Genomic DNA, 12,811 nt, shown 5'->3' with positions numbered 1-12,811 from the left:
GCTTAATGAAAGGACCATGGATCGATAGCTCGGCAGTATTGCTCGGAGGCATCGCCGGTGCCGCGCTGGGCAATCGCATTCCTGCACGCATCAAAACTGCGCTTCCGCTGACTTTCGGACTCTGTTCGATGGGCCTTGGTATCGCACTGACTGTCAGCGTCAAGCACCTCGCAGCCATGGTGTTGGCACTCATCCTTGGTGCGTTCCTGGGCGAACTCACCTGTTTTGAAGCAGGCATCGGCCGTCTGAGCGAAAAGCTGCGAGCGGTAATAGACAAGATCATGCCGAGTTCGCCCGATGCTGGTGAGCCGGACAGTGAGTATCTGCAAACATTCGTCGCGGTCCTTGTGCTTTTCTGCGCGAGCGGTACAGGCATCTTCGGCTCAATGAAAGAAGGTATGACAGGCGATGCGACCGTGCTCATCGCGAAGGCGCTGCTTGACTTCTTTACTGCGGCGATCTTTGGCACGCAACTTGGTTACGTCACAGCGCTCATCGCTGTTCCACAGCTTCTCATCCAGGTTTCGCTCGAGTACGGAGCGGGCTTTATTCTGCCGCTGACGAACGCCTCACGCATCGCGGATTTTTCTGCTGTCGGCGGTCTCATCATGTTCGCAACAGGCCTACGCATATGCCGTATCAAGGAGTTTGCTGTCGCGAACATGCTTCCTGCCTTGCTGCTTGCAATGCCACTCTCTGCGCTTTGGACGCACTTCTTCCCCTCGTAGAGGGAGTCACCCAGATTCGATGGCGCGAGCAGGCCGCCATCTTTACGAACTAAACGCTCTGCCCCACACAACATAGTCGAAGGAGAATCCAGATGTCCGACATAAAAAACGAACCAATTCATAAACCGATCACTGATCTTCGCTCAGCTCTAGAGCGCCTCGAGCAGTACCCCGGAGAGCTGATTGAGACGAACCACATTGTTGATCCTGCCGGTGAACTCGCTGGTGTCTATCGCCATATCGGTGCAGGTGGCACCGTCATGCGCCCAACGCGCATCGGGCCCGCGATGATGTTCAACAACATCAAAGGGTATCCCGAGTCGCGCGTCCTCGTGGGCATGCTCGCAAGCCGTAAGCGCGTAGGTCTGTTGCTTGACTCGCCGGCAGATAAACTCACCGAGAAGATGGCTCACGCGATGAACAACGCCATCGATACGGTTACTGTGCCTGCAGCGGAAGCTCCCTGCCAGGAAGTCATCTACCGTGCTACCGATCCGGATTTTGACCTTCGCAAGATTCTCCCTGCGCCAACGAACACGGACAATGATGCGGGCCCGTTCTTCTGCGAGGGGCTTGTCCTCGCCAGCGATCCAGAGCATGGAACCAACGTCACGATCCACCGTCTTTGCGTGCAGGACCGCAACAGGATGACGATCTTCTTCGCGCCGGGGCGCATCATCGATATCTTCCGCGAGCGTCAGGAGGCCAAGGGAGAATCGCTTGAGGTCACCATCAACATGGGGCTCGATCCGGCGATCTTCATTGCGACTTCGTTTGAGATGCCGGCAGTTCCTGTTGGCTACAACGAGTTGCGCATCGCTGGCGGCCTTCGCGGGGAGGCCGTGAAGATGGTCAACGGCGTGACCGTCGGAACGAAATCCATCGCCCTAGCAGAAGTCGTCATTGAAGGTCGCATTCTGCCGAACGTACGGGAACGTGAAGATCAGAACACTAACACAGGCTTCGCGATGCCGGAGTTTCCCGGCTATGTCGGACCAGCGAATCCCTCTTTGCCTGTAATCGAAGTCACAGCGATCACCACACGCACTCGCCCTATTCTGCAGACGCTTGTTGGCCCTGGCGAAGAACACACGAACCTTGCAGGTCTTCCAACCGAAGGTACGATCTTTGATGTCTGTGAAAAGGCAATGCCGGGCTTCATCCAGAAGGTTTACTGCCACACCGCTGGTGGTGGTAAGTTTCTTGGCATTCTGCAGTGTAAGAAGACAAAAGCCTATGACGATGGGCGTGCGCGCCAGGCAGCGCTGCTTGCGTTTGGCATCTATTCGGAGATGAAGAACGTCATCCTCGTCGATGAAGACGTCGATATCTTTGACACGGACGACGTGCTGTGGGCGATGACAACACGAATGCAGGGCAACACCGACATCCTTAACATCCCGGGGGTTGCGTGTCATGTGCTCGACCCATCGCAGACACCCGAGTATGACCCTTCTCTTCCAGCTAAGGGCGTTTCGTCGAAGACGATCTTCGATGCGACAGCGCCGTTCCACATGAAGGAGCACTTCAAACGCGCACAGTTCAGGGATGTCGATCCACGTCCGTTTGCACCGGAACTCAACCTTAAGTATCCGTAAAAAATCATTTCCCAAGGGTTTGCGAAGCAGGCCCTTGGCTTTTGTATGAGCGGAACGTCAATCAAGCGGGGCACCTGTTGCGATTACGCAATGGAATCATCGCGATCACGATTTGCGAATTTCTTCTTGAATTGATCCAACATCAAACATGAGTCGCGAAGGAGGGGCATTCGCTCTTCTCCATCAGCGTCTCGGAGGGCGCATGTCAGACCTGCAGGGTAAAAATGTTGTGATCATTGGAGGGACTTCGGGCTTCGGACGACGGGTCGCGGAGCTTGCTCTTGAGAGCGGCGCAACTGTTGCAGTGGGCGGCCGCAACCTTCAGCGGCTCAACGAAGTTCTCTCGGAACTCTCTTCCAAGGGAGGGGAAATCCGAGGCCATGTGGTTCAGGCAACCGACGCGGCAAGCCTTCAAGACTTCTTTGAAAAGGCAGGCCGCATCGACCACTTGGTGTCAACCGTGGGTGGTGCGATGGGCGGCGGCTTTTCTACAAGTGACATCGCCACCATCCACGAGACGTTCGAGCACAAGGTATTCGACAACCTGCGCGTAATTCGTGTGGCGCATCCATTTCTGAATGATGGGAGCAGCATCACGCTGACGGGCGGCACGGGGGGCCGACCGCATACCGCATCGGGTGCGATCCTCGGCAATGCAGGAATTCTGACCATGGCGCAGGGATTGGCGGTAGAGCTTGCCCCACGCACACGTGTCAACGTTGTCGCACCCACGTGGACTGAAACTCCATTCTGGCGCGATACGCCACTTGAACAGCGCCAGAGCACCAAGGCATACTTCAACAACCTGATACCGCTGGGACGGACGGCAACCATTGACGAAGTTGCAGAAGCATACCTGTTTCTGATCAAGAATACCTTTGTCACTGGCCAGCAAATTGCCGTCGATGGCGGCGTTGGCCTTGTCGGCTAGTTGCTTACTTTCGATGAACCAGAAAAAGGACACAGCATGAGTGAACCGCTCACAGCACCAAAACTCACGATGACGGACGGCCACGCGATCCCATTGCTTGGACTGGGTACTTGGCCGATGAGAGATGCCGAAGCTCGCCGGGCAGTACGAGAAGCTCTCAACAACGGCTACCGATTGATCGATACAGCGGAAGCGTATGAAAACGAAGAAGCAGTTGGCGAAGGTATTCGAACCAGCAGAGTCCCGCGTGATCAGGTGTTTCTAACCACCAAGTTCAATCGCGAATGGCATAGCCGCGCCGGTGTTCGTCAGGCCTGTGAAGCAAGCCTGCGCCGGCTGAAGATGGAGTACATCGATCTGTACCTGATCCACTGGCCGAATCCCAAACAGGATCGCTATGTTGAGGCGTTCGAGGGAATGATGGAACTGATTGAAGCAGGTCTCATCCGATCCGCGGGGGTATCCAACTTCAAGCCCGCACACCTCCAGCGCCTCTTTGCCGCAGGCTTCTTCCCTCAGCTAAATCAGATTCAGCTGGACCCATTTCGTCCGCGTCTGGAAGACGTTGCGTTCCATCGTCAACATGGCATCGTGGTGGAAACGTGGAGTCCGCTCGATCGAGATGGCAGCCTGTTGAAGGAACCGGTTGTGCTGTCGCTGGCACGGGAACTAAACAAGACACCTGGACAGGTCGTCCTGCGCTGGCATGTACAGAAGGGCTATGTAACGGTTCCGAAGAGCGCGAATCCACAACGTCAATCGGAAAATCTGCACTTGTTTGACTTCGTACTCTCGCCGGAGCAGGTTGCCCAATTGGACGGTCTCGCCCGTACCGACGCCGAGATCGTGGATTCCGACGTCTTCGGTCATTAATCCTGCTGGGAAGCTGTGGCGTTCCAGCAAGCAATCGTGTGCGTACGACTCCGCTTAGGCGAAGAGGAGTGTCTTCAAATGAATCGTCGGGATCTTCTCAAAGGTGCAGGTCTAGCTGCTGTTGGTGCAGCCACCGTTCCAGCTGTATTGGCTGAGAGCGATCTGCCGCAATCGGGTGGAATCGGTGCAGGTAAGGGGTTCTGGCCAAACGAGGCTCGTCTTGTCATCTCCATCTCAATGCAGATGGAGGCGGGCGCACAACCCGGCAGTGGCGCGGAAAGTCCTCTGCCCGCGATCAATCCCAAATATCCCGACATCGCGGCGAGCAAATGGTACGACTATGGTTTCAAGGAAGGGCTCCCCCGCCTGCTTGAGATGTTTGACCGCCGCCAGGTGAAAGTAACGTCCCACATGGTCGGGGCAGCGGTGGATAGACATCCCAATCTGGCGAAGGAAATTGTCGAACGTGGTCATGAAGCGTCGGGCCATGGGGAGACATGGACCCCCGAGTACCCAATGACTGCAGAACAAGAGCGCGCTGCGTACCAGCAAAGCATCGACAGCATTCACCGAGCGACCGGAATGCGGCCACGCGGCTTCAATGCTTTTTGGCTAAGAAGCACTCCACATACGTTGTCGATTCTACGTTCGCTTGGCTTCACCTACTACATTGATGACGTGAGCCGGGACGAGCCGTTCCTTGTCAATGTTGACAACAAGCCCTTTGCAGTAGTCCCGTACACCCTTCACATGAACGACATTGTGAACTTCGAGTCGCGATACTTCAGCACCCAAATGTATGCCGACGATCTGAAACGAGAGTTCGACGCCCTTTACGAGGAAGGTACACATCGCAGGCGCATGATGTCTGTCAGCGCTCATGACCGCATCGCGGGACGGCCCGCGCGGGCCAAAGTGCTTGAGGAGTTCATCGCCTATGCGCAGTCCAAGCCCGGTGTAGTCTTTATGCGTAAAGATGAGATTGCACGCTTCGCGTACAGCGAACCCAGCATTGTTCGCGAAAACATATAAATCAGCCCGTTGTCGTATGAGGCACTTTGCATGACATTTCTAACTCGCACCCTCAGTGCAGCCTTGCTGTTAGGAAGTCTCTTCGTACCAGCGACACACACGTTGGCGCAAACCAAGTCTGCAGCGATCACGGCAATCGTCCATGTCGATATCATCCCTGACTATGCCAAGGCCCAATCCGAAGAGAGGGCCGCTCAGATCCTCCGGGTGGAGACGGCAGCGACACAGCATGATTCCGGTTTGGTGTCTTATGATGTGCTGCAGCAGAACGATGCCAGCAATCACTACACCATCGTAGAGACCTGGGTCGACGAAGCGGCGTATGCCAGGCATGAAGGATCGGCCCACACCGTGAAATTCCGGCAGGACATTCAAGAGTATCTTGGCAGCCCATTCGACTCGCGTCCTCACCATCGGTTCCAGTAGGAGACGAATATGCAGCCCCCGTTTTCAGCACGCTATACACAATCCAGCCTGAAGTGGCTTGTGACCACTGCATGCATGTTTGTTCTTTGTATGTTGCCACTCCACGCGCAGGATGCGGCGAAGAGTCCAGCCGCAGGCCCTGCATATGGAGCTGAACTGGAAGGCTTCCAATATCCGTTCCCGGTGCAACGCTTCCAGTTCACCTCGCAGAAGCAGTCTCTCCACATGGCCTACATGGATGTCGCGCCAACGAATCCGAACGGTCGGGTCGTGGTTCTTCTGCACGGCAAGAATTTCTGTTCGGCAACTTGGAGAAGCTCGATCCAGGTGCTGTCACAGGCAGGGTACCGTGTGATCGCGGTGGATCAGATTGGCTTCTGCAAATCAACCAAGCCCGAGAGCTATCAATACAGCTTTCAGCAGCTTGCGAAGAACACGCACGCCTTACTGGAATCGCTCGGCATTTCAAAGGCGACCCTCATCGCTCATTCGACGGGCGGCATGATCGCAATCCGCTATGCACTTCTATATCCGGACGCAACGGAGCAACTGGTTTTGGTTGATCCGATTGGTCTGGAGGACTGGAAGGCAAAAGGGGTACCGTCCATTACGGTTGACCAGTGGTATCAACGAGAGCTCCAACAAAGCGATAAGCGTATCCGCCAATACGAGCGCACGACCTACTACGCAAATACATGGAAGGAATCGTATGAGGAATGGGTTCAGATGCTGGCCGGCATGTATCGCGGCCCAGGAAAGCAGCTTGTCGCCTGGAACTCCGCGTTACTGTACGACATGATCTACACACAGCCGGTGCTCTATGAACTGGATCGCATCGCCGTTCCAACACTCTTGATGATCGGAGACAAGGACACAACAGCAATTGGCAAAGATCTTGCCCCACCTGCGGTCCGTGCAATGCTTGGAAACTACCCTGTATTGGCCAAGGAGGCTGTCGCACGCATTCATGGAGCGAAGCTCGTGGAGTTCCCCGACCTCGGCCATTCACCGCAGATTCAAGACCCCGATTCTTTCCACCGCGCTCTACTGGGTGGACTGCATCGATGACGGCTGTTTCTGAAACTTTCAAAGCCACGCCTTCATGGAGTAGTTGCAAGTAGCACCCCATGAATTCAGTAAATGTATGAATCATGCAGAAATGAGGGAATGCCTCTAGAACAAGACCTTTAGTGCAAGCTGATTGTTTCTTGCCTGCCCGGCACTCGAAATTTGCCCAAATAGATTATTGCCTACCTGCGCGTTTGGTGGACCAAAGGCTGGCGTATTCGTCGCATTGAAAGACTCGATGCGGAGCTGTGCTGTCACTCCTTCATAGACCACGAAATTCTTATGGACGGAAATATCGAGATTGAACGATCCTGGAGCACGCAATAGATTCCTTCCCGCGTTTCCATAGGTGTAGATGGCATTTTTTGCAAATGCGGCTGTATTGAACCAACGTTGTGGTGTTGGACTGGAGACATGCCAATCTCCCACGACATTGGGCCGATCATTTTGCCCGGTATTTGCAGGATTACCCACGACAGTGAGGTTTACAGGGAATCCTGAATTGAGGGTGATGATGGGGCTAATACTCCAGCCTCCAAGAGCACCATTCGTCAAGGTACCCCAGTTTGCACCGTAGTGTTGTCCTCGGCCGAAAGGTAAAGCGAAGACAGAACTCCCCACAAAATGATGGCGCATGTCCTGCACGCTTGCGGCACGCTCAGCGAGAACATCGTTCGGGTTCTGCATGCCTGCGGTATCACCTACAGCAATGGTTTTTGAGTATCCATATGAGACGATCAACGTCAATCCCTTTGCATAACGCTTCTCTGCCTTGACCTGCAAGCCTTGGAATTGGCTCCATCCGTCTTTTTGTATTCGTACAACATCGGCTAGGCTTGTCGTGGTCGTGTTTCCTGGGATGACCGTCCTCGTAAAGAGGCGACGAGAGTTGATATTGCCCGGGCCCGGAGGCGCAGGGTTACCATCGATCTGTCTCCAGTTGTGATCGAATTTGTTCGCGAAGTATCCCACCTCAAGTAGGATGTCGCCCGGCAACTGCCGCTGCACATTGAGATTCCACTGCTGAGCGATAGGCGAAGTGGCACGACGGTCATACGAGACCAGAGTGACGTTCGACGCATTCGAAAAAGAAAGAGTACCGTCAGGAAAACCATTCTTCAGGAACAGTGATGGTTTCGTCGGGTCTGTACTCAGATTGACGCGGATTGTGTTCGGCGGGTTGATCTCGAGCGACTGCATGCCGCCAAGCGTGATGAGATTGGAATAGAAGATGCCGTATCCCGCACGGATAACGGTCTTCTCTCCGGGCAGCGCATACACAATACCGATGCGTGGGGCGATGTTTCCATAAGCGACACCCTGAAGTGCGCGCGAAGAACGTCCCGATCCCTGCGAACCAGCTACGATAATCTGCGGTGCTGTTGGATTTGTATCCATGTCAAAGTTGGCGATGGCATTGTGAGTATCAACCGCCGGCGGACTGATCTCATATCGCAATCCAAGATTGAGAGTCAGATCGCGGCGAACTTTCCAATCGTCCTGAACAAAAACATGCGTGTAATGCGTTCGAAAATTTAGCCTGGCCGGTAAGGAGATGCTCTCTGAAGACGCATATCCTCGCAAAAAATCAGCAAAAGGATTGCCCGTGTATTGACCGTTGAAATTGAAGATGCCTGTACTTCGCTGCGAACTGAGAAAGTTTGTCTGCAACCAGTAAAGCTGCAGACCAGTCTTTATCGTGTGCTGACCGTGTGTCCATGTGATATCGCCAGCAACCTGCCTATTTTGACTCCCATCCATGTTCGGCACATTGGTGATACCCAGCGTCTGATATCCCGTAATGACTGTCTGCGAAAATCCTGGAATGTTATCCGGAACACCTGGGATTCCCACTGAGGTCAATGGCTGAGCGGGCAGCTCGTTGATCCAGTTGAGATAGTTCCAACCTAAGCGGATTGAAGTCACGACCTTCTGCGTCCAAATCTTGGTATGCCCGAGTACAAAGCTCTTTGCATCGTCACGTTCAGCTCCGCTTCCTGTGTAGTAGCCCTCTTCAGCAAGAGGAGGCAAAGAAGCAATAGGCCCATTACTGACCTGCTGCGAGCTGTAGCGAAAGTAAATGTTCTGGGAGCTACTGAGAATATGATCGAGCCGCACGTCCCAGCGGTGAGGGTTCTGAGGCTGCGGGCTGTTGTAGACATAATTGTTCGTGGCCGCTGTTGAGGTCGGCAGAGGATAAAACGCAGCGATCCTTCTTGCAATGGGATCAATCTGGCTATCTGGAACACTCGCGGAGCCCAACTGCCCCGCTCTCTGAGCCGCCGTGGGCACAGTGCTCACAGTAGTTATACTTTGACGAATTCTCGCTATCTCAAAGTCGCCGAACAGGAAGGTATGGTCTTTCCATATCGGCCCACCAATAGCCGCACCAAACTGGTTGCGCTTGTAGGGGGCCTTTTGCGTGGCGAAGTAGTTTTTTGCGTCGAGGACTTCGTTCCGAAGAAACTCGAATGCCGAGCCATGAATCTGGTTCGTACCCGATTTGAGGGAAACACTGATAACTCCCGATGACGATCGGCCAAATTCAGCTGAATAGCTATTTGTCACCACCTTGAATTCTTCAATTGCATCGACGGACGGTTTGATGATCTCCTTCTGGCTTGAATGAGACGTAGAGATCTGCTGGTTGTTATTGTCCAGGCCGTCGAGCAAAAATGCGGCCTGACTACCGGCCTGGCCACCAATACTGATCCCACCACCATTCGTGGCTGCCGGTACGGTGCCCGCAGAGAGAGCTGCAAGCTGTAGATAGTCACGGCCATTAAGAGGCAGGTCGACGATCTGCTTATTCGTGATGACAGTGCCTACAGAGGAATCCGAGGTTTGCAATAGCGGCGGCTGGTCGCTAACGCTAACGCTTTGACTAACCTGTCCTACCAGAAGCTCCGCATTGATCTCGCGGATATCTCCAATGCTGAGCGTGATTCCCGTCTGGCGCAGCTCTTTGAACCCCGGCCTTGCACCGTAAGAACATATTCGCCGATTCTTAAGGGAGGCGTGCGATAGCGGCCATCTGCATCAGCAATCACTTGAGTGGTGGCTCGTGTTGCGACATGCGTCAACGTAATGGTTGCGCCCGACACACCCGCATGGTTCGGATCAGTTACGGAGCCTACAACAACAGCGTCGCTGGCTCCCTGTGCGAGAGCGATCGACGAGAAGAAGAGAGAGAAAAAGAAGGCAAATAGGCGCATGGGCTCCCGTAGTACGCAGGAGCGTACTGTCATGTGGTCTTTTTATGAGGAAGGGGATATCGGGAGTTTATTAGCGACAACAACCGCAAAGCGCCGTCCGGCGACGCTCTGACAGCGGCTCGGTTGAGCGGACCACCTTATCGAACTTCCAGACTCGCATAACTTGAACCTATCTACAGATGAAGGTGTGGAGCAACGATCAGGATCAGGATGAGCGTCACGCCTGCGATTGCAAGCTCACCTACTGCTCCCACAAGTAACGGCTTCCAGCCCTGTCGTGTGAGCTCTCGAAGATTCGTCCGAAGGCCCACACCGGCAAACGTTAGCAGGAAGGCCCAGCGCGAGAGATTCGCAAGATCCTTGATCTGTGCAGAAGAAAATACATTGAGCGTAGCAAGTAACGAGAGCAGCAAGAAGCCAAGTACGAACTTTGGAAATTTAGCCCATAGAAAGCTGATGTGTTGCGAGAGCGATTGTTCCTGCCTGCTACCAGACTTCCGTCCCCAGTAGATGGCATATCCCAGGACGACGAATCCTATTGTGGCATTACGCGTCGTCTTGGCCAGAATTGCAAACTTGGCAGCGACATCAGAGAAGAGCGCTCCCGCCGCAGTGGCCTCTGCGGTGTTATCGACTGCCAAACCGGCCCATAGCCCATAGGCCTGGTCGCTCATGTGAAGAGCATGACCGATAAATGGGAATCCAATAAGACTGAAGGCCCCAAGCGCAAGAATGGCACCGATAGCGTATGAAACCTCTTCGTCATCGGCATCGATGGCCCCTTTTGCAGCGATGATCGCCGAAACACCGCAAATGGATGAACCGATGGCCAATAGGCTCGTAAGTTTTTCTGACAGACCAAAGTAGCGTCCCATCCACGTCATCGAAACAATAGAGAAGAACAAGACAAACGCAGTGAAGAGGAGAGTGGTTGCACCTAAACGGAAGACATCGCCAAGCAGAAAACGGACGCCTTCAAAGACGATGCCCAACTTCAGCCAGAACTCGTAGGTGTCTACGCCAGGACGGAAAATTGAAGCCAGTCCAATCAGATTGCTGACAATCAATCCATAAATAATTGCCCACAGAACATACTCGATGTTCGGCAGCGCGAGGTGATGCGTTTTACCGTAGGTTGAGATGGCAAGTTCGGTTAGCTTTCCAGCATAACCAATCGCCGCGAGCAAGACCACACCGGGGATCAAGTGAAGAACATTTCGCTCGGTGTGTGTCGCCGTACTTCGAATTGGATCAGTCGTTATCACAGAAAAATCTTTCGTACTACCAGGCGATATGGGGCAATACCCCAAAGCGTACTAATGCTGCAGCAAGAAGGGCGAGAAGAACAGCCCACCAATCCGTACTCATCTTGAATCCAGCCATCTGTCTTTCTCCTTCGCCCTTACATGCGGTCACTTCAGAATCTCTGCGATCTTCGAGATACCAAAGTTAGCACAGGCCTCATCCTTCTCTCCGCCCGGCGCGCCACTTACACCAACCGCTCCAATCACCTCTTCTCCGGCGCGAATCGGAACACCTCCGGCTGCACCGACAGTTCCTTCGATCACAGGCACTGCGCCCCCTCGCTTCGCCCACGCATCAGCTGTCTCGGCGGATGTACGCTTGAAGGTAAGGGCCGTATAAGCCTTGCGGCGGCTGTGCTCCAACGTGTGTGGCCCGGTACCATCGCCGCGAACCTGCAGCTTGACCGCTCCACTTGCATCGAGGATGGAAAGGCTTATCTTGTATCCCTGAGAGCTACATTTCTCCAGCGCGCCCTGGGCTATCTTTACTGCGGCATCGCTGGGCAGAGATTTCTGCGTAATCAATCCCTGCCCAAAGCTTGCTGACGCAAGCGCCAATGCTGTCCATGGAAACGATCGGATGAGCCGCCGCATCAGTGCGCCACCTCAGCCGTCGCCGTCTTCGGAGCCGGAGCTTTAATATGAACGATCGTTCCGCCTTCCTGCTCGTACGTCTGGGCACCCACAGCACCAAGTATCGTGATGCCTTTTTCGTCGAGCTTATCCCCGGCCTTTACCGCACGCGCAGCGTGGTTAGAGACGGTAATAATCTTTGCGCCTTTTGGGATGTGGCTCCAATATTTATCAAGATCAGCAATCTGAATTGAAAGATAAACCGGAAACCCTCCAATGTTGCTGATCTCGTCTGGACGGCGTAGGTCGAGCAGGATTACGTCAGGATTTGCACTGACTGCCTGATCGAACTCGGCACGAGTGAGGACCTTCGTCTTACCTACCGGTGCCGCGTGGGCAGATGGATCATGTGCGGGCTGCTGCGCCTTCAGCATTACTGGCAACAATGCCATAGCTAGCAAGCCGAATTTCAGTTGTTCGCGGATCATAAATTCTCCTTTTAACATCGAGTTCTGGGTTATTGCGCACGCGCGCTGGAAGGTGTGCATTGCATAAGAACAATGCCGTGTAAACGAGCTATACAAAACCGATGGCGCGACCTGCGACGCCAATACTGAACCAGAGCAGCAAGGACAGGACTGCTGCTATCCGCTCCGGAAGGGCAATCTGTCTGTCATCTCTCCGCCTCGAAACCGCCCACTGCACCGCGAAGTGAAATAACAACGCAGCTACAAAGAGATACATCTTCAGGCGAAATGCAGGATTGTAATAGTAGCGGACAGGACCGGAAGCAACCATAAAGAAGCCGGATACGATCATTGCAGCAATTCCGACGATTGCTAGCGGCATGAGCGAACGAGCTACCTGCTTCTCCGATTGGGAGGTGAAGCCCCACCCCAATAAGCGAATGTCGAAGTAAAGAATTGCGCCTCCTGAGAGGGCGAGCGCCAGCAGATGAAAGATCTCGATGATTGCAAACGCCCACTGAGAATCGCGTAGGGCTATGCTCATGTGCGTGGACGCGAGCCAATGAAAGAGAGAGAGCATCTGACAGGTTCTCCTG

13 protein-coding genes are annotated in these 12,811 nt (G+C 54.0%); 7 read left to right on the top strand and 6 right to left on the bottom strand.

Translation table 11 applies throughout. The features are described 5' to 3' along the window. Nucleotides 1-5: 5 nt before the first annotated feature. The 7 genes from PW789_RS17060 to PW789_RS17030 all read left to right on the top strand — a co-directional run bounded on the left by PW789_RS17060 (nucleotide 6) and on the right by PW789_RS17030 (nucleotide 6,656). Nucleotides 6-728 (top strand): DUF554 domain-containing protein, encoded by a 723-nt coding sequence (locus tag PW789_RS17060; RefSeq protein ID WP_299378817.1) that lies wholly within the window; start codon nucleotides 6-8, stop codon nucleotides 726-728. Nucleotides 729-820: 92 nt separating this feature from the next. Continuing rightward, complete coding sequence (locus PW789_RS17055) at nucleotides 821-2,326, top strand: UbiD family decarboxylase (RefSeq protein WP_299378815.1); 1,506 nt, start codon at nucleotides 821-823, stop codon at nucleotides 2,324-2,326. Nucleotides 2,327-2,528: 202 nt separating this feature from the next. Continuing rightward, nucleotides 2,529-3,257, top strand: a complete 729-nt coding sequence (locus PW789_RS17050; protein WP_299378813.1) for an SDR family oxidoreductase — start codon at nucleotides 2,529-2,531, stop codon at nucleotides 3,255-3,257. 36 nt (nucleotides 3,258-3,293) lie between these two features. After that, nucleotides 3,294-4,130 (top strand): aldo/keto reductase, encoded by an 837-nt coding sequence (locus PW789_RS17045; RefSeq protein ID WP_299378811.1) that lies wholly within the window; start codon nucleotides 3,294-3,296, stop codon nucleotides 4,128-4,130. A 78-nt stretch (nucleotides 4,131-4,208) separates the two neighbouring features. Then, nucleotides 4,209-5,162: a polysaccharide deacetylase family protein gene (locus tag PW789_RS17040; protein WP_299378808.1), complete on the top strand. Its 954-nt coding sequence runs from the start codon at nucleotides 4,209-4,211 to the stop codon at nucleotides 5,160-5,162. A gap of 30 nt (nucleotides 5,163-5,192) precedes the next feature. Next, on the top strand, nucleotides 5,193-5,588 hold the full coding sequence (locus tag PW789_RS17035; protein WP_299378805.1) for an antibiotic biosynthesis monooxygenase: 396 nt from the start codon (nucleotides 5,193-5,195) through the stop codon (nucleotides 5,586-5,588). 9 nt (nucleotides 5,589-5,597) lie between these two features. Beyond that, entirely contained in the window at nucleotides 5,598-6,656 is a 1,059-nt protein-coding gene (locus tag PW789_RS17030; RefSeq protein ID WP_367182582.1) for an alpha/beta fold hydrolase, read from the top strand. Nucleotides 6,657-6,761: 105 nt separating this feature from the next. On the opposite strand, the gene PW789_RS17025 is transcribed toward PW789_RS17030, so the two are convergent. The 6 genes from PW789_RS17025 to PW789_RS17005 all read right to left on the bottom strand — a co-directional run bounded on the left by PW789_RS17025 (nucleotide 6,762) and on the right by PW789_RS17005 (nucleotide 12,795). Continuing rightward, nucleotides 6,762-9,506 carry a TonB-dependent receptor gene (locus PW789_RS17025; RefSeq protein WP_299378803.1) on the bottom strand — a complete coding sequence of 915 codons (2,745 nt, stop codon included), beginning with the start codon at nucleotides 9,504-9,506 and terminating at the stop codon, nucleotides 6,762-6,764. Nucleotides 9,507-9,550: 44 nt separating this feature from the next. Then, nucleotides 9,551-9,871 carry a carboxypeptidase-like regulatory domain-containing protein gene (locus PW789_RS20225; RefSeq protein WP_367182581.1) on the bottom strand — a complete coding sequence of 107 codons (321 nt, stop codon included), beginning with the start codon at nucleotides 9,869-9,871 and terminating at the stop codon, nucleotides 9,551-9,553. A 173-nt stretch (nucleotides 9,872-10,044) separates the two neighbouring features. Further along, a complete protein-coding gene (locus PW789_RS17020; protein WP_299378802.1) occupies nucleotides 10,045-11,064 on the bottom strand; it encodes a putative sulfate exporter family transporter in 1,020 nt (339 codons plus the stop codon). 219 nt (nucleotides 11,065-11,283) lie between these two features. Next, nucleotides 11,284-11,769 carry a heme-binding protein gene (locus tag PW789_RS17015; RefSeq protein ID WP_299378801.1) on the bottom strand — a complete coding sequence of 162 codons (486 nt, stop codon included), beginning with the start codon at nucleotides 11,767-11,769 and terminating at the stop codon, nucleotides 11,284-11,286. Beyond that, a complete protein-coding gene (locus PW789_RS17010; RefSeq protein ID WP_299378799.1) occupies nucleotides 11,769-12,236 on the bottom strand; it encodes a hypothetical protein in 468 nt (155 codons plus the stop codon). The genes PW789_RS17015 and PW789_RS17010 overlap by 1 nt, the downstream gene beginning before the upstream one ends. Before the next feature lie 88 nt (nucleotides 12,237-12,324). Then, nucleotides 12,325-12,795 (bottom strand): DUF6644 family protein, encoded by a 471-nt coding sequence (locus PW789_RS17005; RefSeq protein ID WP_299378797.1) that lies wholly within the window; start codon nucleotides 12,793-12,795, stop codon nucleotides 12,325-12,327. Between the last annotated feature and the right edge of the window lie 16 nt (nucleotides 12,796-12,811).

This window comes from Edaphobacter sp., from assembly GCF_028283685.1.
GTDB lineage: Bacteria > Acidobacteriota > Terriglobia > Terriglobales > Acidobacteriaceae > Edaphobacter.
The sequence above is the reverse complement of the archived record's forward strand: the minus strand, read 5'-3'. Positions and strand labels throughout refer to the sequence as shown.